Source organism: Streptomyces sp. NPDC058231 (assembly GCF_042882275.1).
Lineage (GTDB): Bacteria > Actinomycetota > Actinomycetes > Streptomycetales > Streptomycetaceae > Streptomyces.
In genome coordinates this window covers 56,822-80,757 of the sequence record NZ_JBHVWN010000032.1, presented here as the reverse complement: position 1 = coordinate 80,757, position 23,936 = coordinate 56,822, and the positions used below count along the sequence as shown (strand labels likewise).

Here is a 23,936-nt window from a genome sequence, read left to right as displayed (position 1 = left end):
AGGCAGACGCTCTCTTCGAGGAGACCCGCGCCAAGGCTGCCCAGGCTGCCGCCGACTTCGAAACCAACCTCGCCAAGCGCCGCGATCAGTCCGAGACGGAGGCCTCTGCCCTCGTCCCGGCGGCCAGGAATGAGGCCTCCCTCATCCTTGCCAAGGCAGCTCGGGATGCTCAGGCGAAGCGGGGGCAGGCAGACGCTCTCTTCGAGGAGACCCGCGCCAAGGCTGCCCAGGCTGCCGCCGACTTCGAAACCAACCTCGCCAAGCGCCGCGATCAGTCCGAGCGCGACCTCGCGTCGCGTCAAGCCAAGACGGAGAAGCGTCTCAGGGAGATCGAGGACCGTGCGGAACTGCTCCGCTTGGAAGCGGAGAAGCTGCGTAGCGACGCCGAGCGCCGCGCGCGCCAGGTGGTGGAGGCAGCGCAGCGGCAAGCCGAGAACCTCGTGGCGGGTACATCCGCCCGCTCCGAGCGCTACCTTGCGACGGACGCAATCGCTCCGGCGGGGCAGCCAGCGGGGACTCTCGCCTACGGCGAGCAGTCGTCCTGGGAAGTCGGTGAGCCAAATACCGAAATCGTGGAGGGCAGCGGCTCCAAGGCCAATCGCCGCAACAAGCGATGGCTGCGCCGGCAATAACGTGGGTGCCCTCGCTCAGTTACGCCCCGGTACCGCACGACGCCAGCCGAAATCAACTACCTTGCACCTCTAACCCAGCAGACCCGTGAGCTCTCGCCACCAAGCGGGAGCTCACGAGCTACGTCCAGCGACGCCTTTCACGACGTCGCTCTGTTCTCGCGTCCATCCATGTCCTCGTCTGCTAGATCACGACAAATCCCCGGCCCCAGTTGGCAGGCGTGGCGAGTCATTTGTATGTCGAATGTACGCGTCGGCAGCCTTACAGTCCGCGCAGGAATCTTCCCTGATCAGCACGAATGAGCAAGGGCGTCGGCATCACTCCGCGGCTGCCCCACAGCGTGGGCTTGGCGGCAAAGATGCGAGACAGCGCTCAGGAATGACCTCGGTTGCGTCAATGACACCCTCTCGCACGACCGGCGCTGAAGTAGAACGAACGCCGCTTTCTCTTCAGCGCAGCAGAGGAAGAAGGTTGAAGCGCTCCTTGAGATGCGTAACGACGGCGTCTGGAGCACCCTCAATCTGGGAGATAGTCGGCAGCGACTCCCGCATCTCGCCCACAGTTGCATCCACCACGTCAAGGACGTGGGCAGGGTCCACAGCATGATCTTCGAGACCTTCGGCGAACCTGCGGAAATGATCCCTGGAGATATACCTCATGTCTGTCTGGCCATCAATGGACAGCGTGAGCCCTTGTTTACGAAAGGCCGCATAAGAGGTGACCGAGAGAAGGTCATAAGCAGGAGACAGGCGCGGGGTGAGAGCATCTGCGTAGCGCAGGGACCAGTTCTTAAGGTGTTCATCGTTGTTTCCAACTGCAATACAAAAAACGATCCGCCGCAGGTACTCATCAAAGTCCTCAGGGCAGTTTTCGAGAAGGACCCTCGCAATTAGTTCCTGACGACCTCGGTCCTTGTCAGCCGGGACAAGGTTGAAGACCTGCGCAAAATCTTCCTGGTGAACACGCCCGCCGGATGTTCTGTCGAAACGACGGACCGCGAAAGCCGATTCTCCACCTTCGAAGTATTCCTCAGGAAGGCCACTCAAGGAGTTAAGAGGAATCAAGTGATGCTCGGGGACATCGATGCCGATCGATCTCGCCCAGGACATAACGAGATACTCGTTCGCGGGAAGGTCCGTGTGGCGGCCACTGGGAAGCTTCACGATCCATTCACCAAGATCCCCCGCAGATGGCAGGGTGAACCCAGTTCCGCCGTGACGCATCGAAAACTTCAGCTGCATACCGGAGAGGGAGAATCCTATTGGCGACTGCTTGGAAGCCGTTGTGCGTGCCTCTTCCAGCGCTTCCGACATTTCACCAGGCAGCTCGGCCTCCGCCTCTACCCGAACAGCGCCAGGAAGGTCTTGTCCGAGGTGAACCAGAAGCAGGAAATCCGGGACCTCACGGCGACCCAGCTGCTGGTTGTAGATCCTGCGTAGTGCCGACTCTCGCTCCGGCAGGAGGTTGGCAAACCAGCTGGGGACTCCGGTGACTGCTTGGGCTGCAACGTCAGGGTCGTATTCGAAGGTGAGTCCGAAGACGGGGTGATCGGGTTCCAGGTCCTCATACTCGAAGAACGAACGGCCCTGCACGTAGTGCAGAGTGCCGACTCGCCGATCACCGAGCAGAACACGGGCTCTAGTCGTCTGAGCGGCCATTGGAATCTCCTGTGATGTCGTTCAGGGTCGGCAGGCGGCCCGCGTCACGGAAACCCCATCGAGCAAAAGACTGCACACGACGCCTAATTGCCTTCTCCAAGGTAGCTTCTCGGTCTGCGGAAAATTCTTCGAACCGCTCCTTCCTCAGCAGGGCAAGACCGTATTGGTCGATGAAATGTCCATCAAGAACCTCACTTCCTGACGGCAGGTTCAAAATGGCTCTCAATAGATCCATAGGTGGCACGCGGGGATGCAGAACAAAGCATCCGATTGTGGCATCAGAGACCAGGTCCAGTGGGAGGAGCGGCGTAAAGACCTCTCCCCCGTCATCCAACCAAGGTGTCAAGATTTGACTATCCGCGAGCGGTGCGCCTTGCAGCTCTCTGAACTGTCCCGTAGGCGCGATCAACATAGGCTGCGCCCCAAGCATTCCCAGAGCATTCATGCGGCCTTCGGGATATTCAATATCCGTCCCGAACCGGTCTGGTTGATAATTCAACTTTCCGCGGACCGGCAGGCTATTCAGGAGCCTCTCAGCTTCCTTCGTCGGTGTTCGCGCCATTGCGCCCATGGCGACGTCTTCGGCCAGACGTCCACCTGCACGCCATACCCAGCGGCGCAGGAGTTCCCTCTCCCGCACACCTGGCCGACCAAACGCATGCACGAAGCGCGCCAGCACCGGAATCGTAGCTTCAACGGGAAGTAGCCGTGCGTGCGGAATCCGGCATTCCCTTTGCAGAAAACTAACGGTCACTCCGAGCGCCTCAAGTGCCGCCTGCTCCGCTTCTCGTCTCGTCTCCGGGGAGATTTCGCGATATTTGCGGAGCAATGTCGATGCACTTGAGGGGATATCGGCATGCGGCTTCAGGACTGCCAACACACACTGCGTGGCCGACTGATGAGTAAGCTGGCCAAAGCCGAGTGCCGCGGTCCTCCGCATAACCTGCGCCAGACCAAAGGAACGCTCCCTAGGACGCAACCGGCCTCTGTCGACGTCAGCCTGCGAGAGCTGCGCACCTCCGCGATTGATACGAGTGAACAATTCGTGGCTGACAGTGCGGTCTTTCAAGTTAGCCATTACAAACATCGGGATCTCGTAAGAGGCCAATCGGCTCCCTAGACCTATGGCCTCTCCTCGCTGCTCCTCGGACAGAAAAGGGCGTTCAGTCAGCCATGCTCGCAATAGGTTCGGGTGCACAGCAACAGGAATCGGCAGCATCAGCAAGTGCGTTGCTGTTCCTGGCACAAATGCCCGCCGCTCAAGGTCGAAGCAAAGTGCGTAGCGTGAGTTGTCTCGCGCCTGCCAGGCGCCGATGATCGTCGATAGCCTCTGCACGCCGTCGATGATCGTCCATGCTTTAGAATCATCTGGTGCGTGGACGATCAGCCCGCCCAAGTCCACGTCTTCGGCCTGTGCTGGTTCCTCAGCAACCATCAGCATCCCGACTGGGAACCCTTGGTAGACCGAGTCGAAGAACGCAGCGATCTGCTTGGGTCCCCACACCATGGGCCGGGAAAAGCTAGAGATCCGGAACCTGCCCTGCTCGGCCGTGCGCGCGATCTCTCCGAGGGTGAGGATCAGCGTCCGCTGTTGCATGCGTGGAGCCATAGGGACCGCCTTCCCGCCGAGATGTGAGCCAGTGCCGATAGTAGAACCCACTATCGATGCCCGAAGTGCCAGGCTCGCAGGTCAGCACATCTCGTCCACGCCCGCCCCGGGCCCCCACGCTCAAGGGCCAGCGGCCGTCTGGCCCCGCATGAGGCCCGAAGGCGGCCGGGATCCGGACGTGTTCGGCAACGACACCGCGACTCCACCGGAGAATCCGACCTAGGCAGAGACGGCAGCTCGGACCAAGAAGGCGTCATCCGAGTGCGTCCGCGATGGCGCTCATGGAATCGGTCACTGCCACAGCCCCTGCCGCCGCCAGCACGGCCTCCTTACCTGGCTTGTTGGCATAGCCGATGGTCGCCACGTCAGCGGCGCTGCCTGCCTGCACGTCGCGTGCCGCGTCTCCGATGAAGATGCACTCGTAGGGCGCGGCAGATGCGGCAGCCAGGGCATCGAGCAGTAGGCGCGGGTTGGGCTTCATGGATGTCGGATCGCCCGGCACGCGGCCGAACACCCCAGCAATTGCGCCATCGAGTCCGCGATCAGCCAGGTAGGCACGAATTGCATCCCCCGAATTGTTGCTGATGATCCAGACCGAGCGACCCGTTTCGACGCAGGCGCGAATGGCAGGCTCCCCGCCGGCGGTCTGCTCAGCAAGCGCGATGGCTTCCATCTCCAAGCGCACCAACGTTTCGTCTGCTTGGACTGCCAGATCCGGCCGCCCCTCTGCGACGCTCCGCAGGAGCGCGAGCGGGTCAGTCTCCGTGGCCCAGCCGTCAGGATCTCCCGGCACCAGGGCAGGGCGGAGAGCCTTAAACAGCCCGCGCGCTACAGCGGGCGCGGGCAGTCCAGCGAAGACGGAGCAAACCGGGCCGTCGAAGTCGAGAAAGACATGCTTGACGGGGCGGAGCACGTCGGTGAGCTGGGTCGTATTCATGGCTTCCGCTCGTAGGAGATGGTGTTCCAGACACTGTTGAACCAGAGCTGCGCTTGCTGAAGGTAGAGAGAGCCGAGCGACGCATCATCCGGTCCGGCGGAATGGTGGAAGAGCGTCGTGTCCTTGCCCGTTACGTCGAAGAACGTGCGGGACTCGCCTTCGACGGAGAGCGACCGCTCCCGCAGGGGATAGAACCCGAAGAAAGCTTCACGCTGGTTCAGGATGTAGAGCTTGAAGAGGCTGGACGCCCGGTGAACGCGCACCTCCACGTTCACAGACTTCACCAGGCCGTATTCCGCGAGCACCTCAACGGAATGCTTGATGCCGCCGGCGTTCGTCAGACCGATGTTACGAGCTCGGTCGCGCAGGGCCGGATCATCCTGAAGGCCATCGACCAACACCGGGACCGCCATAGGCACAGTCGTGTCGGGCAAGAGCAGCCGGACCGTAATCGATTCAGGGGTAAGTCGACCCGAGCGAATCTTGTCCAACGGTTCCTGCATTGCGTTGTACAGGGTTTCACTGGAGAAGCCAGCGAAGTCGAGGGTGACTTGTTGCTCGCCGAACGCTGCCTCGATGTGAGGACGGAGCCCCACCGGCCGCTCTGTGCGTTCCCGCACGAATGACCCGCTGCCCTGGCGAGTGATGATCAGCCCCTCACTCCGCAGCAGCTCCAGAGCCTTGTCCACGGTGCCACGCGCCACGCTGTAGCTCCTGGCCAGCTCGGGACCGGAGGGGAGTTTATCTCCGGGCGTGAAGCCTTCCTTCTTCGTGAGGATCGCAGCTCGCAAAGAGCTACTGACCTGCTGATACGGCGGTCGCGGGTCGTCCGGGTCAAGGGTCATGGACTCATCCTACCCAACATGCCCAACACGCACAGCTCACTCAACCCTCTTGACCTGCCTAAGCAGGTTGCCTATGTTGAGCATGTCGCCGAGAACGAAGCGGAGACAGCAAGAAGGCCCTTCTTTGGGCTGCTTCGGCCTGCACGGCTCAACAACTGCACAGCGTGATCCACCGCGTCAGTACGGCCGTGACTGTTCCGGCCGAGGCGAGTGGAGACCAGCCGATCGAGAACGGGCCCGCGCAGCAAACGCCGGCCCCACACCCCAGATGGGGGACACGCCATCGGCTCTAAAGAACCGCTACGACACACCTTCGAAACTGCGACAACTTCCGGGAGTTCGGAACTCCCCGGAACGAGCAGCGCCGTAGCGAACACGAGAACCGAACCCCTGCACCAGCGCTCACGGTGCCCGGCATTCGGGCCTGCCTCTTCGGCGGGCTGCGGTGCCGGGTCGCCGTGGTCGCTCGTAGCCACGATCGACCCGCAGACGGCGCGCGGCCCCGGTGCTCTAACACCGGGGCCGCTGTTTTGGGCCGTCCTACCGCTAGGAGAAAACAACCCATGAAGACCATCGCTGCACTTCAGGCCACTGTTACGGCCGCTTCGCTCGACTTCGAGCCGCCGGTCGCCGAGCTGGACGCGATCGAGCTGGAGATGCCGCTTATCCGGGCGGAAGTCGAGTTGCTGGACGCGCAGATCATGACCATCGACCGGCCGGCGAACGAGGTGGACGAGCGGCGGATTCGGCGGGCCGGCCGCAAGGTGCTTGCCGCTCGCCGCGCTCTGGCCAACAAGGCCGCGTCGCAGGTGGCGGGGGTAGAGGCATGAGCACTCTCACTCCTCAGCAGGCTCTCACCGCCGCGCACGCGGAGGTAAAGGCCGAGATCGCACGGACGGACACCAAGACCGGGCTGCTTCTCGCGTTCGTCGGCGCGCTCCTGGCCGGTGCCTGGACCGTCGCCAAGGACGCTCCCCTGAACGTTCCCGCCTACGTGGTGGGGGGTCTGGGGATGGGGCTGTTGGTCGTGGCGGCTGGTCTGCTGCTGCGGTCGGTCCGCCCGAACCTTCGCGGCCGGCACGGCTTCCCGCTGTGGGCCACGCTCACCGCCGAGCAGATCCCCGCCACCCTGTCCGGCGACCTCAGCGCGGACGTCGCGGGCCTGTCCCGCCTGGCGGTCACCAAGTTCACCGGCCTGCGCCGTGCGGTCGACCTGACCTGCGCGGGCGGTGCCTTGCTCGTCCTCGCTGCTCTGATCACCCTCGGGGGTGCCGCATGAACGCCAAGACCGTTCTGCCCGCCGTCGCCATGACTGCGGTATCCATGGTCCTCACCCTGGCCGTGGTCGTGATGTGGCTCGGCACGGCGATGCCGTGGCCCGTCGCCCTGGTCGTCGGTCTCGGGATCGACGGCGGATGGCTTGCCACCCTCGCCTACGAACGCCGCCTGGCCGCGCAGGGCGACCACAGCAACACGGTCACCGCCGTCGGCTGGTCCTTCGGACTGATCGCCACCGGCGTCCTGATCACCCACGCTCTCACCGCCGAAGCATCCACCGGCGCGTGGCTGGCCGTCGCCTGGCTGCCCATCGCAGCCAAGGCGTTGTGGTTGGTCCACGGGCTGTGGGAGCGGACCGCGCTCACCGGTGAGGCGCTGGAGGCGATCCAGGGCATTCAGCAGGAAGCCCGCGACGAAGCCGCGGTGGCCCGTGCCCGGCTCCGGTCGGAAGCCGCCACGGAAGAGACCCGGCTGACGGCTGTGACGCAGGCCGGTGCCCGCGTCGCACACGTCCAGGCCAAGACCGCGAACACCCTCTCCCGGGCCTGGTCGACGCTGGAAACGGCCCGTGAGGGTGAGGGCACCGGACGGGCGCTGACCAGTGTGACGACCCGCGTCACACCCGGCGTCACACCCCGCTGGGAACTCCCGGTCTGGGGCCCCACGGAGCCGGTATCGGCGTTCGAGCTGGAGTCGGCCGGCGCCCTCACAGATGAGGCGCTGGACGCGGTGGTCGACCGCATCCGGCACAGCGAAACGCCTGCCCTGTCGTACCGGGAGATGGCGACCCGCTTCCGGGCGGCCGGCCACTCCGCATCCGAAGTCAGGCTGCGGGCCGCGTGGAAACGCATGGTCGCCTGATGGCCACCCTGCCCGAATACCGATGGCGCCTGGCCCCGGACGGATATGCGACCCGCAGGCAGTTGCGGGCGTTGGGGTTGCGGCCCGGCGGACAGGACGTCGCCGCCGTGGTCCACCGCCCGCGCCGCCGCCGCGCACCGCTGGTCGCCTACCTCTACCGCATCGACCAAGCCAAGCCCGTACGGCCCATGACACCGGGCCGTACCGCAGCGCTGGCCAAGGCCATGACCGCCCGCCGTACCTGCCCGAACTGCCGACGCGACGCGGGTTACTGCATCCCACGCTCGCTCGGCATGTGCGTGCCCTGCCACGACTCCCCGAACACCTGACCCGGAAGGACCCCGGCATGGACCCCAACCTGCCCGCGCACCGTCCGCTGTCCGTGGTGCAGCTCCCGGACGGCACCTACGCCTACGCCGACCCGGCGACCCTGGCCGTTCAGCAGGCGCCGCAGCAGATCGTCCAGCACATCCACCAGGCCCCGCCGGACCGGACGGTCCAGCGCATCGCGCTCGGTTCCGGTGTCGGTGCCGGGGCTGTCGCGGCCGGCGTGTACTTCGGCCCGCTCCTGGTCGGTGTCCTCACCGCGATTGCGGCGAACCTCGCGATGCTCGCCTTCCTCGCGGCCGTCATGGCCTGGGGCGTCGTGACCGTCGTGAAGTCCCTCGGAGGTACCGAGGGCAAGGCGGCTTCCAAGTCCGTGTCCCGTGCCCGTCGGCGCCGCTGAGGCACCCCCCGCACCCCCTCTGGTCTGTCCATCGAGTCTGCCGCGTGAGCTGCGGCGATGAACGGAGACGACGCACGTGAAGCTGACCGTGAGCACACACAAGCTGTCCGGCTACCGCGCCACCCAGAAGACCGCCCAGCGCCTGGCCGAAGAGGCCGTGAGGGTCGTGGAGCGGGCCGTGCCCGGCAAGATGCCCGATGTACAGATCACCCTGACGTCGGAGCGCGCGCTGGCAGACGTCACCACGGCCGCCGAGTTCGAGACGGCCGGATGCACGGACAAGCGCATCCAGTCCCGTGCACTTCGGGCTGCGAAGCGGCTGGCCCGCGACACGGCCGGCAGGGCGGTCCCGCTCGCCGACGGCGGGGTCCTGATCGTCATCAACGTCGACCAGCACCCCAACGAAGCCACGTTCGCGATCACGCTCGTGCACAAACTGGTCCACGCCATGCAGACCAGCCGCAAGGGCGTCCGTGACCGGCTCATCGCCGGTCTGCGCAACGACCTCGGAGTCGAGCGCATGACCCGCCGCCACAACCGCGAGCACGAACGCTGCCTGGAGCAGGAAGAGCGCGAGGCATACGGGGCCGAGCACCTCGCCAAGCGCGTCGCGCCCTCCGCCGCCGCAGCCTGACCCACCCCACCACTGCACCCCTACTGCCCCCGGATCAGGGGGAGTTGACGGGAGACACCAGCATGTCCGAGAACGTCATCCACCTCTTCAAAGACCCCACCAACGCCCCTGAGACGCCCGCAGGACCCCCGGCGGCTGCTGTAGCAGCGCCCGCCGATGAAAAGCCGTCTGTGCCTCTGTGGGTGCGCTCCGCGCGGGGGATCCGCACCGTGGCCACCCACGACCACACCAAAACCGCCTGCCGTGCCACCGCCCGCCACGGCCTCTACGTGCTGGGTGGGACACGGATCGTGGCCCGGCGCACCTGGGAGGGCCGTACCGCTTCCCGCTATGAGCGCTTGCTGCGTGCGGCTGAAGCCGCGGGGAACATGGAGGCGGCGGCCGAGTGGGAGGAGCGCGGGCAGCGCTTCCGCCAGGAACGCCACCGCCGCCGCATGGACCTGCTCACCGCCCCCATGGACGCGGCCAAAGGCATCGCAGCCGGCGCCGGAATCGCCGCCGGTGGTCTGCTGATCCTCGGCATCATGCTGGCCGTCGCGAACAAGGACTTCAACGACGTCGCCGCGCCGACCATGGCGCTGATTGAGCTGGTCCGCTGGATCATCTTCATCATCACCGTGACCTGGGGGCCCTTGGTCACCCTGGGGCCGTGGGCGGTGCTGTTCGGTCTGTGGGCGGTGGGCAAGAACCAGCAGGCCGCACCCCAGTGGGCCCTGCCCGCCAACGTCCGCAGCAGCGACGGGGAACCGATCACCCCATCCATCGTCGTCCTCGCGCTCCGCAACCTCGGCATCGCTCCGCTGCGCAACGCCATCAAGGACATGGGCGACGCCGGCGCGTCCATGCTCGGCCCGATCCGGATCGCTGGATGTGGTGTCGAGGTGGACGTCACGCTGCCGTCGGGGGTCTCGACGAACGAGATCCAGGGCAAGCGGCGCAAGCTCGCCGAGAACCTGTCCCGGCATGAGCACGAAGTGTTCATCACCATCCCCCAGGCCGCCCGCACAGTCCGGCTCTGGGTCGCGGACAGCGGCGCGCTCGATGAGCCGATCGGCCCGTCGCCGCTGACCACGGACGACACCCTGACTGCCGACTATGCCAAGGGCCGCGCGCCATGGGGACAGGACCTGCGCGGGGACGCGGCCGCGATCAGCCTCTACCAGCGCCACCTCCTGATCACGGGGCTGTCGAACCAGGGCAAGACCGTCGCGCTGCGCTCGCTGGCCCTGTGGCTGGCGCTGGACAAGTCGGTGCAGTTCCTGATGGGCGACCTCAAGGGCATCGGGGACTGGGCCATGTTCGACGGCCTGGCCACCACCCTGATCCAGGGGCCGACGGACGACCACGTGATCCAGGTGACCGAGATGGTCGAAGGGGCGGTGGACGAGATGAACCGCCGCCTTCAGGCACCCCCGGGCACCAAGTTCCCTGCTCTGGTCGTGCTGGTGGATGAGGCGCAGGTGGCGTTCATGTGCCCGGTCAAGGACGACGAGAAGCGCCCCTACGGCGGCTCGAAAGCCAACTCCCGGTACTTCATGGCCGTCCGCAAAGTCCACAACCAGGGGCGTGCGGTCAACGTCCTGATGTGGCAGGGCACTCAGGACCCCACCGACCAGAACCTGCCCAAGCTCGTCCGCGAAGGCGCCCACACCCGCGCCTCCCTCGCGCTCGGCACCGAGTCCCAGGCCCGCATGGCCCTGGGAGACAAGGCAGTCGACGGCGGCGCCGCACCGAACCTGCTCCGCCCCGGGCTCGACAGGGGAACCCTGGTCGTCGCGTCCGACGGCATCGACATCCCGGCCGGCCAGGCATCCATCACCGTGCGCACCCACTACATCAACGACGACGCAGCCGAAGCCATCACCGACCGCGCCAAGGCACTGCGGGACGGGGTCACCACCCTGCACGTCATCGACCAGGGTGAGGGGCGGGACGCGCTCGCCGACATCGCGACCGTCATCGGCGACGCGAAGCGGGTCTTCACTCAGGACGTGCTGCAGCGCCTCGCCACGCTGTCCAAGGACAGCTACGGGACCTGGACGCACGCCGACCTCAAGCGGGTCCTGGACGGCACGGCGGCCGAGCCCTACAAGTCCGACGGGCGCATGGTCATCGGCCGCGAACGCGTCGCCCGGGCCCTCGCCAACCGCGACACGGACGGTTCCGCTTCCGCCTCCCAGTAGAGGGAGGCGCACCCCCGGCGGGTCAGGGAGTCAGGGAGAACTCCCTGACCCGCCTCCCTGACCCGCCTCCCTGGACCTGACCTGCACAAATGATGTTCAGGGAGGCAGGGAGGCATCCCAGGTCACAGCCCCGAAACCCCGCTCTGAGCGCTCACCCAAGGGGGTGTCTTTGCCTCCCTGAGTGAGTGAAGGAAGGGATTCCGCATGCCGCTCCTGGACTGGCGGGACGCCCGCCACTTCGACGCCACCCGGAACCTGCCGTGCGTGCTCTGCGGCAAGCCCACCCCCCTGCGCAGCCACGACCGCGAACCGGTCCACAAAGTGTGCGCCGAGGACTGGTGCGACCAACACCCCACATCTGACCGCTTCCACAACTGACGCCTCATGGCGTAGGTGTCCCGCGGGTCGGCTGCGGCTGTGGCTCCGACCGGTGGGTGTGCCAATGCGCTGCCAGCCACATCTCGTGTTCTGGGCGCAGATGGAAGGCCACAGTCTTGCCATGCAGTTGCCCGTACAGCGGATAACTGCCAACGCTGTCCGCGACGTCGAGTGTCCGTGTGGTCGGGTCGAATGCAATATGGCCCAAGTCGAAGAGCCTGTGGATGTCGCGTCGCAGCAGCAGCCCACCGTAGTCGTGGTGCTCGCCGCTCTCGGCGAAGCTGTACAGGTGCGCGGCCTCCAGTGCGGCGGCCGGCGTCGGCCCGGTGAAAGCGCAGTGCTCGCCCTGCTCGTCGAGCAGTGCCTTGCGGAACTCCGCCTGCCCTACGCGAACCTGGACCTCCCGGGTCTTGTGTCCTCCCGGAATGGGTGACCGGGGTCCTGCCTTGAGAGCCCTCACCGCAGCTGCCTGCTCGGTTGTCAGGAGCGCGTCGCGCAGCTTCTCCCACCTGGCAGACCGCATGCTGAGCTGAGAGTCCGGCGAATCGCACAGGGCGCGGAGTTCCGGCCCGGACAGCAGCCCCTGGCCATCCATCCAGGTCTTGCCATGCCGGGACCGGTACGTCGTTACCGTCCGGACCTTCTCACCTGGTGCATCGAACAGTGCTCCGCACTGGTTGCACCGGCACACCGGCTTCTGCCGCAAGCGGCGCTTGAAGTCCGCCTTGTTGCAGTGAGGACAGAAGTACGTCGTCTTCTCGGCGGTCCCGGTGTCGATGGCCTGAATGACGGACACCCCGATCAGCTGCTTCTTGTCCCACAGCGCAATCACATCCCCTACGGCCAGCCGGCCGTGGTTGGGGACGGTGCTGTCCCAGCTGTAGTGCTTCGCCGGGTCGTCGTCGTAGCCGTCATTGCCGCCGTGCTGCCGGTCGTCACCCACAGCCAGCACCAGCCAAGCAGTCGTCACCGCTCCCCCTTTGTCTCACCCACCACGAAGGGGCAGCCGCCTCTCGCCAAAGACCGCGGCTGCCCCTTCACCAGCCCACTGCGAACTGGAGATCCCCAGCATGACCCACCCCACTGACATCCGGCGAGCGCCCGGCCACCAGCCGCGCTTACTCGACCTGTTCTGCTGCCAGGGCGGCGCCGCCAAGGGCTACGCCGATGCCGGCTTCGACGTGACAGGCATCGACATCAACCCGCAGCCCCGCTACCCCTACCGGTTCATCCAGGCCGAGGCGATCGCGTTCGTCCGGGAACACGGCACGGACTTCGACTTCATCCACGCGTCCCCACCCTGCCAGCACTACAGCCGCGCGCAGAAGATCCAGCACCGGACCCACCCCGACCTCATCACCCCCACCCGGACCGCGTTGGAAGCGACCGGCCGCCCGTGGGTGATCGAGAACGTGGAAGAAGCCGCCGCGCGGCTCCGCAACCCGCTGACGATGTGCGCCGCCGCGTTCGGAATGCGCACCTATCGCCACCGGCTTTTCGAGACCCGCGGCTTCACTGCCATCCCGCCCCAGCACCCTGCTCACCTGGCCCCGCTCACCAAGATGGGGCGCCCTCGTGCCGCCGGGCACTTCGCCCACTACGTCGGCAACTTCTCCGGCGTCTCCGAAGCCCGCACCGACATGGGTGTGCCGTGGATGACCCGCGACGGCATCCGTGAATGCATCCCCCCGGCCTACACCCAGTGGATCGGCACCGCCGCCCTCCAAGCCCTCGCGCTGCTGGGGGTGGCCGCGTGAACGCCCGCGTCCTGCCCCTGCGCAAGCCGAACGGGTTACGCCTCCTGGACGCCTGCTGCGGAGCCGGTGGCCTGTCCATGGGCTACTACCTCGCCGGATACGACATCGTCGGCGTCGACATCAACCCGATGCCCAACTACCCCTTCCAGTTCGTCCAGGCCGACGCCGTCGACTACGTCACCGAACACGGCTCCGGCTTCGACCTCATCCACGGGTCTTGGCCCTGCCAGTACTTCGCCCGCGTCACCGCCTGGCGCGGCAACCGCGACGACCACGAAAACCTCATCCCCGCCGGCCGCCAGGCCATGCAAGCCACCGGCCGCCCCTGGGTCATCGAGAACGTCCCCGAAGCCTCCTGGTGCGGCGCGCTGCGCCCCGACTACCTCCTGTGCGGGTCGCAGTTCGGACTCAACATCCGCCGCCACCGCGCCTTCGAAACCTCCTGGGGCGGCGGCGGAGACCTGGTGCCGCCCTGCTGGCACCACAAGGGACTGCTCGTCTTCGAGCACAAACGCGAGCGCGCCTACGCCGACGCCATGGGCTGCACCTGGATGACCAACGTCGAGGCCCGCCAAGCCGTACCGCCCGCCTACACCCAGTGGATCGCCGAGCAGTACCTCACCCACGAAAGGACGGCCGCAGCATGAACACCCACCTGGAAACCGCCCTCGACCTGGCCGCACGCGGCATCCCGGTACTGCCGCTGCGGGCGGGGAAGCTGCCGTTCGGGAACTGCGATGCCTGCCGCGACAACGCATGCGGCGGGCGGCCGAACATGAAGGTATCTGGCCCGTGCAACTGCCGCCGCCCCTGCCACGGGTGGGCCGCTGCCACCACCGACCCGCGCATCCTCACCGGACGCCAGTGGGCGACGGTGTGGGAGCAGGCTCGGGCGGTGGCCTACCACCCCGGTGGCGTCGGCTTGGCCGTCGTCGACCTTGACCATGCCGACGCCGTCGCCTGGGCCCGCCGGACTCTTCCCGCCACACGGGTCGTCCCGACGACGCGGGGCGAGCACTGGCTCTACCAGGGCGCGATGCCCTCCGCGAACGGCGTCCGCGACGACGTCGACATCAAGTCCACGATGTCCTACGCCCGATGGCTCGGCCCCGGCACCGGGGCCATGACCGCCCTGCCCGAAGCCGTACGCGCACTGATCGTCCAAGAGCCGTCGCCGGTAGGGCCCGCACGGGACGCCGTCAGGGTGGCCGTGCCGGCCGGGGGCGGAGAGTGCCGGCACCGCATGCCCGCCTACCTGGAGCGCGGTATCGCGATGGCAGAGCAGCGCATCACCGAGGCGGCCGGGGGCGTGCACGCGACTGTCTACCGGACCTTCCTTGCCGTGCTGTCGGCCCACGGCCGGTGCGGCTGCCTCACGGACACCCATATCGCCCGGCTGTTCACCGCCGCTCAGACCAAGGGCGAAACCGCCCGGCACTGCAACGACGCGTGGACCAACGCCCGCACCGCACTGGGGATGTGAGCCATGTCCGAGGACGAAAAGACCCCGGCCCGCGAAGTCATCACCGAGTACGCGCAATCGCACTTCCGGTACTTCCGCACCACCGAGGGCACCGTCTACGCCCAGCGGACCGGCCACCCCGTGGCCCGGCCGATCCGCTCCCAGGGCACCACCGGCAGCCACCGCCAAGAACTCATGGTCGACCTCTTCAACGACGGGGTCGGCGTCTTCAACGGCACCTCACTCAAGGAGGCGTTGGACTTGATCGAAGCACTCGCACTCAGCCAGGACGTGCAGCCCACCCACATCCGCGTCGCCCCCGGATACGACGGGGCGACGTGGCTGGACCTGGGCCGCGACGACGGGCAGTCCGTCCGCATCCACCCCAACGGGTGGGAGATCAAGGTTCCCGACCCGCGCGAGGTGTGCTGGCGGCGCACCCAACTCACCGGAGAACTCCCCCTGCCGGCCAAGGACACCGAGGGCAAGGGCATCGACCAGCTGTTGCGGCTGACGAACTTCGCCACCGCCGAAACCGAGAGCCTGGCCCTGGCCTGGCTCATCGGCTGCCTCGGACCGTCCGTCCCCGTCCCCGCCCCCTTCCTCACCGGCCCCCAGGGCGCCGGCAAGTCGACCGCGGGCCGGATGCTGGTGCGGATCATCGAAGGCATGACCGGAGACCTGCGCCGGGCACCCAAGGACGAAGAGAACCTGATCACGGCCGTCGCCGCCGGATGGGTCACCGCCCTGGACAACCTCTCCCACCTGGCCCCGGACCTGTCCGACCTGATGTGCTGCATCGTCACCGGAGCCGAAAGCATCAAGCGCGCCCTCTTCAGCGACGGCGACGTCGTCCGCTCCCGCTACCGCCGCCCCCTGCTCCTGACCGGCATCGACGTCGGCGTCATCCGCCCCGACCTCGCCGAACGCCTCCTGCCACTGCGCCTGGAGCGCCCCAGCATCCGGCGAACCGAAGCGGAACTCTGGCGGGAGTTCGAAGCGGCCCTGCCCGTCATCCTCGGCTCGCTCCTCGACCTCACGGTCAAGGTCCGGGCGACCCAGGCCGACATCCCCAGCGACCTGCGGATGGCCGACTTCGCGCACCTGTGCGCGCAGATCGACGCCGCGACCGGCTTCCGGATACTCCCGGCCTATCGCAGCAGCCTGGACGAACTCAACGACGACGTCATCGAAGGCGACCTGCTCGCGCAGACCGTCCTCAAGCACGCCGCCACCCTCGACCCCGGCACGGCCATGCGGATGACGTCGTCCGAGTGGCTGAACAACCTCACCGGCCTCTACAGCGGCGCCGACTGCCGCCCCCTGCCCAAAGGATGGCCCACCACCGGCAAAGTCCTCTCCGACCGCCTCAAGCGCCTTCAGCCCACCCTCGCCGCCCGAGGAGTCCTCATCGACTGGGGCCGCACCAAAGAGGGCCGCTACATCGAAATGACCCGACGCCCCGCTCTACCGCACCACGAACAACAGTCGTCCTGACCGGCATCCCCTGCCGGCACGGACAAGCAAGAGGAGCACCCCCACCGCACGGGGCGGGGTGCTCCTCTTGCTGTTCGGCGGAACGCCGCCCGGTGGTCGCGCCGCGAAGCGGCTCCCCATCCCGCCTTAAGGCGCACCGCACCACAACAGACACCCCTCTCTTTTTTCTTAAGAAAGGGAAGGCTGCGTCACCCGCGTCACCAACAAGCCCGAAACAGCCCCTGAGCTGCTGCAACCGGGATGACGCAGAACGGCTTCGGCCGCGTCATCCCGCGTCACCTGCGTCACCCCATGACGCACGCCTGCGTCACCAATGACGCACCCCCAGCCCGCTGCGTCACCACAAAACCGCAGGCCAGCGGCCATCAGTGACGCGGATGACGCGATGACGCAGAAATCAGCTGCTCGGACACACGCGCCCCCGGAATGGCCCACAGCTCGAAAAAACCCCGTCACTCTCCAAAAGGAGTCGCACCGTGGCACGCCCCAAGATGCTCAAGCTCCCCGCAGTCCTCGCTGAGATCGACATGAGCCGCGCCGCCTTCTACCGCATGCGCGCCCGTGGGCAGGCGCCCCACATCCAGAAACTGCCCAACGGCCATCTTCGGGTGAGCCGTGCCGACTTGGACGCCTGGTGGGAGCGCTGCGGACAGCGCGCTGCCGCCTGACCCACTCCGCCAGCCACACGGGGCCCGCCGATCCGGCGGGCCCCTCTCTCTTGGGAGCACGATGCCCACGTACGACGTACGGATCTGGTCCGTCCGGCAGCGCAAGGATCGCGGCCAATCATCGGCCGAGCTGCGCTGGAAGACCGGCCAGACACCACACTCACAGACGTTCCGGACGAAGACCCTGGCCGACGGGCGCCGCGCGGAATTGCTGCGGGCGGTGCACTCCGGTGAGCCCTTCGACGAGGTCACCGGAGTGCCGGTCAAGGAGTTGCGGAAGCGCAAGGAAGTGAGCTGGTACCAGCACGCTCGCGACTACATCGAGATGAAGTGGACGCACTCCCCCGGCTCCACCCGGCGGACTCTCGCCGAGGCCATGGCGACCATTGCGCCGGCCCTGGTCACGGACACCAAGGGCATGGCCGATCCGGGGCTCGTGCGCGTCGCGCTGTACAGCTGGGCCTTCAACATGACCAGGCGCACCGAGGAGCCCCCGGCGGACGTCGCCAAGGTGCTCGCCTGGTTCGAGCGGAAGTCACTGCCCACGTCGGCCCTGACCGACCGAATGCACGTACGTGCAGCTCTGGACGCGCTGACCAAGAAGCTGGACGGCAGCACCGCCGCAGCCTCCACGATCCGCCGGAAGCGAGCCATCTTCCACAACGCGCTGGGCTACGCGGTCGACGCGGGCCACCTGTCGCAGAACCCTCTCCCCCAGGTTCAGTGGAAGGCTCCGGAGCAGGTAGAAGAGGAGTTGGACCTTGCCACTGTGCCCGACCCGCGCCAGGCTCTCACCCTGCTCGATGCCGTACGGACACAGAGCGCCAGGGGCCGCCGGCTGGTCGCGTTCTTCGGGTGCATGTACTACGCAGCAGCACGCCCCGCCGAAGTGATCGGATTGCGCGTCCAGGACTGCGACCTGCCCCGTCGCGGATGGGGCATGCTGCTGCTGCGGGAGACTCGCCCCCGGTCCGGATCGGCATGGACCGACAGCGGAAAGGCCCACGATCAGCGTGGGCTCAAGCACCGCCCCCGGAAAGCCGTCCGCACGATCCCGATCCCACCTGACCTGGTCGCCCTGCTTCGGTGGCATGTCACCGCTTACGGCACGGCCGACGACGGCCGGCTCTTCCGCACCCAGCGCGGCGGCCTCATCCAGGACACCGGATACGGAGAGGTCTGGGCGGAAGCTCGCGCACGTGCCCTCACGCCGCTCCAACGCTCTTCCCTGCTCGCGAAGCGGCCGTATGACTTACGTCACGCGGCTGTCTCGACCTGGCTCAGTTCAGGGGTGGAACCACAGGTAGTTGCGCAACGTGCCGGCCACAGTGTGGCCGTCCTCTTCCGCGTCTACGCCAAGTGCCTGGAGGGGGCCGCGGCGACGGCGAACGAGCGGATCGAAGCAACGCTGAGGGGTGGAAGGTAGGCGCCCCCACGCTGCCCCACGCCCGCCCCACGCAAGCTGGTCAGCACGCGAAACAGGGTGAGACACACCGGTACATAGCGCCGCTTAACGGCCAATCGTGATCGGGCATACAGAGAAGGGCCCGCGGTCAGCGTTTCCGCTGGTCACGGGCCCTTCTTTTCCAGTGGCGGCGCCAGGGTTCGAACCTGGGTAGGCTGAGCCGGCAGATTTACAGTCTGCTCCCTTTGGCCACTCGGGCACACCGCCTGGAACGACGCCTCGGAACTCCGCTGAGCGGATCTCCTTGGCGACGACGTAAACGATACCTGATGACCTGGGGTGCTCCGCCACCTCTTTGATCAGTCCCGGGGGTCGTGGTCGGTGGCTAGGCTTTGCGTCGTATCCCCAGCATTCGACGCAAGGAGCCACACGTCATGGCCGACTCCAGTTTCGACATCGTCTCGAAGGTCGAGCGGCAGGAGGTCGACAACGCCCTCAACCAGGCCGCCAAGGAGATCTCGCAGCGCTACGACTTCAAGGGCACGGGCGCCTCGATCTCCTGGTCCGGCGAGAAGATCCTGATGGAGGCGAACGGCGAGGAGCGGGTCAAGGCGATCCTCGACATCTTCCAGTCCAAGCTGATCAAGCGCGGCATCTCGCTGAAGTCGCTGGACGCGGGCGAGCCGCAGCTGTCCGGCAAGGAGTACAAGATCTTCGCCACCATCGAGGAGGGCATCTCCCAGGAGAACGCCAAGAAGGTGGCGAAGATCATTCGCGATGAGGGCCCGAAGGGCGTCAAGGCGCAGGTCCAGGGCGACGAGCTGCGGGTCAGCTCGAAGAGCCGGGACGACCTGCAGGCCGTTCAGGCGCTGCTGAAGGGCCAGGACTTCGACTTCGCCGTGCAGTTCGCGAACTACCGGTAAGTCTGCTTCCCGGTCGTCCGGGCGGGGTGCGTGACAGGCCGGGAGTCATGGTCCGGCCCACCCCGCACCCGCCGGGCGTGATGTCCGAATCCCGCCGGTCACGCGTGGCCGGCGGGCGCAGACTTGTCCGTACGGAGCGGCGATCCGGACGAATCGTCACCCGGTACGGAGAAGAGAGAGGCCGGACATGACCATGTATGGGACCGTCGACAGCCCGCTGGGCGAACTGCTGCTGGTCGGCGAGGAGTCGGCAGCCGCCGATGGCGGTGTGGCGCTGGCCTCGCTCTCCCTGCCCGGCCAGAAGGGCGCCGCGGTCATCCAGGACGGGTGGATCCACGCACCGGAGGCCTTCGCCGGAATCGCCGCCCAGCTGCACGCGTACTTCGCGGGCCGGCTGACCCGCTTCGACATCGCGTACGCGGAGAACCGGGGCACGGAGTTCCAGCGGCGGGTCTGGGCCGCGCTGGACGCCGTCCCGTACGGGGAGACGGTGTCGTACGGACAGATCGCCGAGCGGATCGGCACACCCGGGGCGGGTGTGCGGGCGGTGGGGACGGCGATCGGGCGCAATCCGCTGCTGGTCGTGCGCCCGTGCCATCGGGTGATCGGCGCGGACGGGGCACTGCGGGGCTACGCGGGCGGCGTGGAGCGCAAGGAGCGGCTTCTGGAGCTGGAAGGCGCCCTGGCGGTGCGCCGGGCCGGCTCGGCGGCGCGCTGAGCCGGCTGCCTGCCGGGGCGTCGGGCGGGTGGCCGCCGTGTTCTCTCGGGGGCGGCGGTGTGCCCTTGAGCCGCAGGATGGGTGGTGGGAGAAATGACGGGTCTCTTCCCCAGGCCGCGGGCCGTCGTGGCACCGGGGGCCGTGCATGTGCCGGAGTGGCTGCCGGTGGAGCGTCAGCGGGAGCTGGTCGGGGCCTGCCGGAAGTGGGCGCGGACTCCGGTACCGCTGCGGCACACGGTGCTGCCGGGCGGCGGGGTGATGTCGGTGCAGACCGTCTGCGTGGGCTGGCACTGGCAGCCCTACCGCTACTCACGGACCGCGGACGATGTGAACGGGGCGCGGGTCGCACCGTTCCCCGACTGGCTGGTGGAGTTGGGGCGCGAGGCTCTGGCCGAGGCGTACGGGGCGCACAGCCCGGTCGAGACGTACGCACCCGACACCGCGCTGATCAACTTCTACGACGGTACGGCGCGGATGGGCATGCACCAGGACAAGGAGGAGCGGTCCGGTGCGCCGGTCGTCTCGCTCAGCATCGGTGATACGTGTGTCTTCCGCTTCGGCAACACCGAGGACCGTGGACGGCCGTACACCGATGTCGAGTTGGCATCCGGCGACCTGTTCGTCTTCGGCGGGGAGTCCCGCTTCGCGTTCCATGGTGTGCCGAAGGTCTATCCGGGTACGGCCGATCCCGCGACGGGCATGAGCGGGGGGCGGCTCAATCTGACCCTGCGCGAGACCGGGTTGAGCGCCTGAGAGGCGACGGGGTTCAGTGACGCTCCCGGGAGTTGCCGAAAAGCAGCCGGTAGATGATGAGCAGCACCAGCGAGCCGCCGATGGCCGAGACCCATGTCGCGGTGTCGTGGAAGTTGTTGGAGATCGGACGGTCGAGGAAGTGCGAGGAGATCCAGCCACCGATGAAGGCGCCGGCGATCCCTATGAGGGTCGTACCGACAAGCCCGCCCGGGTCGCGGCCGGGGAGCAGCACCTTGGCGATGACTCCGGCAATCAGTCCGAAAACGATCCACCCGATAATGATCATAGTGTCGAACCTACCCTTCGTTCGGCTGTGGAATCCAAGACGTCGGACAGGGGCTCGGCGGTTGCCGTTCTCGAAGAAGGCGAGACAGGTCACACCTGCTCATATGCGGTCGTTGTAGTCCGGCCAGGGCTTGAGGTCCATCGCTTCGTCGTCGGCGTCCTCCGCGTACCAGCCGGCTCCGTCCAGCCATGTGCGCAGCCACGAAGCGAGGTCGGGCTGCTCCACGTACCAGGCGTGCTGCGGCTCCCCCGCGTTCGGCTCGAAGAGCAGCACGGTGGTGCGGTCCGTGAGGCAGTCCACGCAGCTGTACATGCCGCAGCCAAGACTGCATATCGGCAGCACGCCCTCCGGCCACGGCCATTCCCCGTCCTGGTTCGCGGACCGGCGGTGGGCGAGGTACTGGGCGACGGCGGGATGCTCCCCGTCCGGGGCGGGGTCGCCGGTCAGCGGCAGCAGCCCGTACGCCGGCCCGAAGCCGCCGTTGGCGATCCGGGTGTGGAGGGCGGTCAGCAGCGGCGGCAGGGTGAAACCCAGCGCCGCTTCAGCGCGGGCGACGTCCTCGGCGGGCAGGGTCGCCGGAAGCGCGTGCTTCACCCACCGCGGTGCGGTGTGCGCCGTCTTCGCGACGGCCGTCAGCAACTGCTCGGTGTCGTCCATGCGTTCATGGTGGACGACGGCACTGACAATCGGCCGGGGCCGGAGAGCCCCCGCCCGCCCTACGTTGCTGCGAACGGCTGGTCCGTCCGGACGATCTCCTTACCGAAGGGCATCAGGGAGACCGGGATCAGCTTGAAGTTCGCGATGCCGAGCGGGATGCCGATGATCGTGATGCACAGCGCGATCCCGGTGGTGATGTGGCCGAGAGCCAGCCACCAGCCCGCGAGGATCACCCACAGCACGTTGCCCACGCACGAGGGTGCGCCCGCGTCGTGGCGGTCGACGACCGTGTAGCCGAAGGGCCACAGGGCGTAGACGCCGATGCGGAAGGCGGCCAGGCCGAACGGGATACCGATGATCGTGATGCACAGCAGGAGTCCCGCGACCATGTAGGCGAGGAACATCCAGAAGCCGCACAGGATCAGCCAAATGACGTTCAGGACTGTCTTCATGGACGATGACCTGCCATCTGCTCAAGTCGGGCGATGCGCTCCGCCATCGGCGGATGCGTGGAGAACATCTTGGACATGCCTTCGCCGGGGCGGAAGGGGTTCGCGATCATCATGTGACTCGCGGTCTCGATCTTCGGCTCGGGGGGCAGCGGGAGCTGTTTCGTACCGGCTTCCAGCTTGCGCAGGGCGCTGGCGAGAGCCAGCGGGTCCCCGGTCAGCTGGGCTCCGGAGGAGTCCGCCTCGTACTCACGGGAGCGGCTGACGGCGAGTTGGATGACGGTGGCGGCGAGCGGTCCCAGAATCATGATCAGGAGCATGCCGAGGATGCCGGGGCCCTCGTCGTCGTTGGACCGGCCCACCGGGATCAGCCAGGCGAAGTTGACCAGGAACATGACGACGGAGGCGAGCGCTCCGGCGACCGACGAGATCAGGATGTCGCGGTTGTAGACGTGGCTGAGTTCGTGCCCGAGGACGCCGCGCAGTTCGCGTTCGTCCAGGATCTGCAGGATGCCCTCGGTGCAGCACACCGCGGCGTTGCGCGGGTTGCGGCCGGTGGCGAACGCGTTGGGCGCCTGGGTCGGGGAGATGTAGAGCCGCGGCATGGGCTGGCGGGCCGAGGTGGAGAGCTCCCGGACCATGCGGTAGAGCTGCGGGGCCTCGAATTCGCTGACCGGGCGCGCCCGCATGGCCCTGAGGGCCAGCTTGTCGCTGTTCCAGTACGCATAGGCGTTGGTACCGACGGCCACGAGGAGCGCGACGATCAGACCGGTGCGTCCGAAGAAGCTCCCGATGACGATGATGAGTGCTGACAGGCCCCCGAGGAGTACGGCGGTTCTCAGCCCGTTGTGCCGGCGGTGCACGGTACGCCCTCCAAGTCGTGCAGCAGGGGAACCCTTGCTCGGTGGTGCTCCACCCCAGTGGAGCCTCCCGTACTGGTCAACGCCAGGCGAGGAGAGCTAGTTCCCTTGTGCGTGCGGCCGGAGGGCGGGCCTGTCCGGCTGTTGGGGCCGGATCGGGCACTGGTCCGTACGGGTGGTGCCGGCGCGGCGCGGGTCAGCGCTGGGCGGGGAGACCGGCGAGTGCGAGTGCCTCGGGGTCGGGCTCGACCTCGCTGGTGCAGTGGGCGCAGCGGGAGGCGACGGCCGGGATCTCGGTGTAGCAGCGGGGGCAGTCGCGCAGTGCGGCCTTGATGTCGACCTTCTCGTCCGCCTTGTTGGCCACGAACCGGTTCTGGACCTTCGCCATGGGGACGACGACGCAGAAGTAGAGGACCGCGGCGGTGATGAGGAACGCGAAGGCGGGGGCGAGGAACTTTCCGTACGGGAAGATGGCGCCCTCGACGGAGAATTCCGCCGCGCTGAAGTCGCCGACGGAGCCGGTCGCGAGGCCGATCAGCGGTGTGATGAAGGCGGCACTGAACCCGGTGACGACTGCGGTGAACGCGGCTCCGACGGCGAGCCCGATGGCCATCGAGACGATGTTTCCGCGCAGGATGAAATCCTTGAACCCGTTCAGCACTGCCCCGGCTCCTCTTTTTGTGTGTACGTATGCGTGGTGTGCGGGCATGACCCTGCCCTGTCCGGCCCGCGCGGGGCAAGCCGATCTTGAGCGGGGCCTG

Annotated in this window: 27 protein-coding genes, 1 tRNA gene and 1 pseudogene; 18 read left to right on the top strand and 11 right to left on the bottom strand. The window is 67.1% G+C overall.

Annotated features, from left to right (window positions below; genetic code table 11):
* Positions 1-632, top strand: a pseudogene (locus ACFVXE_RS21775) (hypothetical protein); the annotation flags it as partial.
* A 447-nt stretch (positions 633-1,079) separates the two neighbouring features.
* Here ACFVXE_RS21775 and ACFVXE_RS21770 read toward each other — a convergent pair.
* The 4 genes from ACFVXE_RS21770 to ACFVXE_RS21755 all read right to left on the bottom strand — a co-directional run bounded on the left by ACFVXE_RS21770 (position 1,080) and on the right by ACFVXE_RS21755 (position 5,679).
* Entirely contained in the window at positions 1,080-2,288 is a 1,209-nt protein-coding gene (locus ACFVXE_RS21770) for a type II toxin-antitoxin system HipA family toxin (RefSeq protein WP_389673227.1), read from the bottom strand.
* Positions 2,269-3,885: a DUF262 domain-containing protein gene (locus tag ACFVXE_RS21765; protein ID WP_389673225.1), complete on the bottom strand. Its 1,617-nt coding sequence runs from the start codon at positions 3,883-3,885 to the stop codon at positions 2,269-2,271. The genes ACFVXE_RS21770 and ACFVXE_RS21765 overlap by 20 nt, the downstream gene beginning before the upstream one ends.
* Positions 3,886-4,150: 265 nt before the next feature.
* Positions 4,151-4,834 (bottom strand): HAD family hydrolase, encoded by a 684-nt coding sequence (locus tag ACFVXE_RS21760; RefSeq protein ID WP_389673223.1) that lies wholly within the window; start codon positions 4,832-4,834, stop codon positions 4,151-4,153.
* Positions 4,831-5,679, bottom strand: coding sequence for a GntR family transcriptional regulator (locus tag ACFVXE_RS21755; protein WP_389673221.1), 849 nt, complete (start codon positions 5,677-5,679; stop codon positions 4,831-4,833). Before ACFVXE_RS21755 ends, ACFVXE_RS21760 begins: the two co-directional genes overlap by 4 nt.
* 563 nt (positions 5,680-6,242) lie before the next feature.
* On the opposite strand from ACFVXE_RS21755, the gene ACFVXE_RS21750 reads away from it, so the two are divergent.
* The 8 genes from ACFVXE_RS21750 (at position 6,243) to ACFVXE_RS21715 (ending at position 11,740) form a co-directional block, all read left to right on the top strand.
* The gene (locus tag ACFVXE_RS21750) at positions 6,243-6,509 is read left to right on the top strand and encodes a DUF6284 family protein (RefSeq protein WP_389673220.1); all 267 of its coding nucleotides are present in this window, start codon (positions 6,243-6,245) and stop codon (positions 6,507-6,509) included.
* A complete protein-coding gene (locus ACFVXE_RS21745; RefSeq protein WP_389673218.1) occupies positions 6,506-6,958 on the top strand; it encodes a Pycsar system effector family protein in 453 nt (150 codons plus the stop codon). The genes ACFVXE_RS21750 and ACFVXE_RS21745 overlap by 4 nt, the downstream gene beginning before the upstream one ends.
* Positions 6,955-7,818: a protein spdB gene (locus ACFVXE_RS21740; protein WP_389673217.1), complete on the top strand. Its 864-nt coding sequence runs from the start codon at positions 6,955-6,957 to the stop codon at positions 7,816-7,818. The genes ACFVXE_RS21745 and ACFVXE_RS21740 overlap by 4 nt, the downstream gene beginning before the upstream one ends.
* Positions 7,818-8,147, top strand: coding sequence for an RRQRL motif-containing zinc-binding protein (locus ACFVXE_RS21735; protein ID WP_389673215.1), 330 nt, complete (start codon positions 7,818-7,820; stop codon positions 8,145-8,147). Before ACFVXE_RS21740 ends, ACFVXE_RS21735 begins: the two co-directional genes overlap by 1 nt.
* 17 nt (positions 8,148-8,164) lie before the next feature.
* Positions 8,165-8,545 (top strand): DUF6251 family protein, encoded by a 381-nt coding sequence (locus tag ACFVXE_RS21730; RefSeq protein WP_389673213.1) that lies wholly within the window; start codon positions 8,165-8,167, stop codon positions 8,543-8,545.
* 76 nt (positions 8,546-8,621) lie between these two features.
* Positions 8,622-9,179 (top strand): hypothetical protein, encoded by a 558-nt coding sequence (locus ACFVXE_RS21725; RefSeq protein ID WP_389673211.1) that lies wholly within the window; start codon positions 8,622-8,624, stop codon positions 9,177-9,179.
* A 62-nt stretch (positions 9,180-9,241) separates the two neighbouring features.
* Positions 9,242-11,362, top strand: a complete 2,121-nt coding sequence (locus ACFVXE_RS21720; protein WP_389673209.1) for an FtsK/SpoIIIE domain-containing protein — start codon at positions 9,242-9,244, stop codon at positions 11,360-11,362.
* Positions 11,363-11,566: 204 nt separating this feature from the next.
* The gene (locus tag ACFVXE_RS21715; protein ID WP_389673207.1) at positions 11,567-11,740 is read left to right on the top strand and encodes a hypothetical protein; all 174 of its coding nucleotides are present in this window, start codon (positions 11,567-11,569) and stop codon (positions 11,738-11,740) included.
* 4 nt (positions 11,741-11,744) lie between these two features.
* Here ACFVXE_RS21715 and ACFVXE_RS21710 read toward each other — a convergent pair whose 3' ends face one another.
* Positions 11,745-12,710 (bottom strand): HNH endonuclease, encoded by a 966-nt coding sequence (locus ACFVXE_RS21710; protein ID WP_389673205.1) that lies wholly within the window; start codon positions 12,708-12,710, stop codon positions 11,745-11,747.
* Positions 12,711-12,810: 100 nt separating this feature from the next.
* Here ACFVXE_RS21710 and ACFVXE_RS21705 point away from each other — a divergent pair, with 100 nt between their 5' ends.
* From ACFVXE_RS21705 to ACFVXE_RS21680, 6 genes are all read left to right on the top strand, one after another.
* Positions 12,811-13,497: a DNA cytosine methyltransferase gene (locus ACFVXE_RS21705; RefSeq protein WP_389673203.1), complete on the top strand. Its 687-nt coding sequence runs from the start codon at positions 12,811-12,813 to the stop codon at positions 13,495-13,497.
* Positions 13,494-14,144, top strand: a complete 651-nt coding sequence (locus ACFVXE_RS21700) for a DNA cytosine methyltransferase (protein ID WP_389673202.1) — start codon at positions 13,494-13,496, stop codon at positions 14,142-14,144. The genes ACFVXE_RS21705 and ACFVXE_RS21700 overlap by 4 nt, the downstream gene beginning before the upstream one ends.
* Positions 14,141-14,980, top strand: a complete 840-nt coding sequence (locus ACFVXE_RS21695; RefSeq protein ID WP_389673200.1) for a bifunctional DNA primase/polymerase — start codon at positions 14,141-14,143, stop codon at positions 14,978-14,980. The genes ACFVXE_RS21700 and ACFVXE_RS21695 overlap by 4 nt, the downstream gene beginning before the upstream one ends.
* A gap of 3 nt (positions 14,981-14,983) precedes the next feature.
* The gene (locus ACFVXE_RS21690; RefSeq protein WP_389673199.1) at positions 14,984-16,456 is read left to right on the top strand and encodes an ATP-binding protein; all 1,473 of its coding nucleotides are present in this window, start codon (positions 14,984-14,986) and stop codon (positions 16,454-16,456) included.
* Positions 16,457-16,932: 476 nt separating this feature from the next.
* A complete protein-coding gene (locus ACFVXE_RS21685) occupies positions 16,933-17,124 on the top strand; it encodes a helix-turn-helix transcriptional regulator (RefSeq protein WP_389673198.1) in 192 nt (63 codons plus the stop codon).
* Between the two features lie 61 nt (positions 17,125-17,185).
* Positions 17,186-18,550 (top strand): tyrosine-type recombinase/integrase, encoded by a 1,365-nt coding sequence (locus tag ACFVXE_RS21680; RefSeq protein WP_389673197.1) that lies wholly within the window; start codon positions 17,186-17,188, stop codon positions 18,548-18,550.
* A 164-nt stretch (positions 18,551-18,714) separates the two neighbouring features.
* Here the strand turns inward: ACFVXE_RS21680 and ACFVXE_RS21675 are convergent.
* Positions 18,715-18,796 (bottom strand) — tRNA-Tyr (locus ACFVXE_RS21675).
* 167 nt (positions 18,797-18,963) lie between these two features.
* On the opposite strand from ACFVXE_RS21675, the gene ACFVXE_RS21670 reads away from it, so the two are divergent.
* The 3 genes from ACFVXE_RS21670 to ACFVXE_RS21660 all read left to right on the top strand — a co-directional run bounded on the left by ACFVXE_RS21670 (position 18,964) and on the right by ACFVXE_RS21660 (position 20,923).
* Positions 18,964-19,452, top strand: coding sequence for a YajQ family cyclic di-GMP-binding protein (locus ACFVXE_RS21670; protein ID WP_266931780.1), 489 nt, complete (start codon positions 18,964-18,966; stop codon positions 19,450-19,452).
* A gap of 187 nt (positions 19,453-19,639) precedes the next feature.
* On the top strand, positions 19,640-20,170 hold the full coding sequence (locus ACFVXE_RS21665) for a methylated-DNA--[protein]-cysteine S-methyltransferase (RefSeq protein ID WP_389673196.1): 531 nt from the start codon (positions 19,640-19,642) through the stop codon (positions 20,168-20,170).
* Between the two features lie 93 nt (positions 20,171-20,263).
* The gene (locus tag ACFVXE_RS21660; protein WP_389673195.1) at positions 20,264-20,923 is read left to right on the top strand and encodes an alpha-ketoglutarate-dependent dioxygenase AlkB family protein; all 660 of its coding nucleotides are present in this window, start codon (positions 20,264-20,266) and stop codon (positions 20,921-20,923) included.
* A 13-nt stretch (positions 20,924-20,936) separates the two neighbouring features.
* Here the strand turns inward: ACFVXE_RS21660 and ACFVXE_RS21655 are convergent, their stop codons facing one another.
* The 5 genes from ACFVXE_RS21655 to ACFVXE_RS21635 form a co-directional block, all read right to left on the bottom strand.
* A complete protein-coding gene (locus tag ACFVXE_RS21655; RefSeq protein ID WP_389673194.1) occupies positions 20,937-21,209 on the bottom strand; it encodes a GlsB/YeaQ/YmgE family stress response membrane protein in 273 nt (90 codons plus the stop codon).
* Positions 21,210-21,308: 99 nt separating this feature from the next.
* Positions 21,309-21,866: an SMI1/KNR4 family protein gene (locus ACFVXE_RS21650; RefSeq protein WP_389673192.1), complete on the bottom strand. Its 558-nt coding sequence runs from the start codon at positions 21,864-21,866 to the stop codon at positions 21,309-21,311.
* Positions 21,867-21,925: 59 nt separating this feature from the next.
* Positions 21,926-22,318, bottom strand: a complete 393-nt coding sequence (locus ACFVXE_RS21645; protein ID WP_389673190.1) for a YccF domain-containing protein — start codon at positions 22,316-22,318, stop codon at positions 21,926-21,928.
* Positions 22,315-23,178 (bottom strand): zinc metalloprotease HtpX, encoded by an 864-nt coding sequence (gene htpX, locus ACFVXE_RS21640; RefSeq protein ID WP_389673188.1) that lies wholly within the window; start codon positions 23,176-23,178, stop codon positions 22,315-22,317. Before htpX ends, ACFVXE_RS21645 begins: the two co-directional genes overlap by 4 nt.
* Positions 23,179-23,371: 193 nt before the next feature.
* Complete coding sequence (locus ACFVXE_RS21635; protein ID WP_389673187.1) at positions 23,372-23,836, bottom strand: MscL family protein; 465 nt, start codon at positions 23,834-23,836, stop codon at positions 23,372-23,374.
* Positions 23,837-23,936 lie beyond the last annotated feature (100 nt).

Excerpts from the sequence above, each read along its gene's own strand:
- ACFVXE_RS21705 (WP_389673203.1), top strand. The coding sequence starts at position 12,811 with ATGACCCACCCCACTGACATCCGGCGAGCGCCCGGCCACCAGCCGCGC.
- ACFVXE_RS21715 (WP_389673207.1), top strand. The coding sequence starts at position 11,567 with ATGCCGCTCCTGGACTGGCGGGACGCCCGCCACTTCGACGCCACCCGG.
- ACFVXE_RS21760 (WP_389673223.1), bottom strand. The coding sequence starts at position 4,834 with ATGAATACGACCCAGCTCACCGACGTGCTCCGCCCCGTCAAGCATGTC.
- ACFVXE_RS21745 (WP_389673218.1), top strand. The coding sequence starts at position 6,506 with ATGAGCACTCTCACTCCTCAGCAGGCTCTCACCGCCGCGCACGCGGAG.
- ACFVXE_RS21720 (WP_389673209.1), top strand. The coding sequence starts at position 9,242 with ATGTCCGAGAACGTCATCCACCTCTTCAAAGACCCCACCAACGCCCCT.
- ACFVXE_RS21665 (WP_389673196.1), top strand. The coding sequence starts at position 19,640 with ATGACCATGTATGGGACCGTCGACAGCCCGCTGGGCGAACTGCTGCTG.
- ACFVXE_RS21740 (WP_389673217.1), top strand. The coding sequence starts at position 6,955 with ATGAACGCCAAGACCGTTCTGCCCGCCGTCGCCATGACTGCGGTATCC.
- ACFVXE_RS21650 (WP_389673192.1), bottom strand. The coding sequence starts at position 21,866 with ATGGACGACACCGAGCAGTTGCTGACGGCCGTCGCGAAGACGGCGCAC.
- ACFVXE_RS21670 (WP_266931780.1), top strand. The coding sequence starts at position 18,964 with ATGGCCGACTCCAGTTTCGACATCGTCTCGAAGGTCGAGCGGCAGGAG.
- ACFVXE_RS21660 (WP_389673195.1), top strand. The coding sequence starts at position 20,264 with ATGACGGGTCTCTTCCCCAGGCCGCGGGCCGTCGTGGCACCGGGGGCC.
- ACFVXE_RS21770 (WP_389673227.1), bottom strand. The coding sequence starts at position 2,288 with ATGGCCGCTCAGACGACTAGAGCCCGTGTTCTGCTCGGTGATCGGCGA.
- ACFVXE_RS21695 (WP_389673200.1), top strand. The coding sequence starts at position 14,141 with ATGAACACCCACCTGGAAACCGCCCTCGACCTGGCCGCACGCGGCATC.
- ACFVXE_RS21690 (WP_389673199.1), top strand. The coding sequence starts at position 14,984 with ATGTCCGAGGACGAAAAGACCCCGGCCCGCGAAGTCATCACCGAGTAC.
- ACFVXE_RS21750 (WP_389673220.1), top strand. The coding sequence starts at position 6,243 with ATGAAGACCATCGCTGCACTTCAGGCCACTGTTACGGCCGCTTCGCTC.
- ACFVXE_RS21730 (WP_389673213.1), top strand. The coding sequence starts at position 8,165 with ATGGACCCCAACCTGCCCGCGCACCGTCCGCTGTCCGTGGTGCAGCTC.
- ACFVXE_RS21680 (WP_389673197.1), top strand. The coding sequence starts at position 17,186 with ATGCCCACGTACGACGTACGGATCTGGTCCGTCCGGCAGCGCAAGGAT.
- ACFVXE_RS21655 (WP_389673194.1), bottom strand. The coding sequence starts at position 21,209 with ATGATCATTATCGGGTGGATCGTTTTCGGACTGATTGCCGGAGTCATC.
- ACFVXE_RS21765 (WP_389673225.1), bottom strand. The coding sequence starts at position 3,885 with ATGCAACAGCGGACGCTGATCCTCACCCTCGGAGAGATCGCGCGCACG.
- ACFVXE_RS21735 (WP_389673215.1), top strand. The coding sequence starts at position 7,818 with ATGGCCACCCTGCCCGAATACCGATGGCGCCTGGCCCCGGACGGATAT.
- ACFVXE_RS21645 (WP_389673190.1), bottom strand. The coding sequence starts at position 22,318 with ATGAAGACAGTCCTGAACGTCATTTGGCTGATCCTGTGCGGCTTCTGG.
- ACFVXE_RS21755 (WP_389673221.1), bottom strand. The coding sequence starts at position 5,679 with ATGACCCTTGACCCGGACGACCCGCGACCGCCGTATCAGCAGGTCAGT.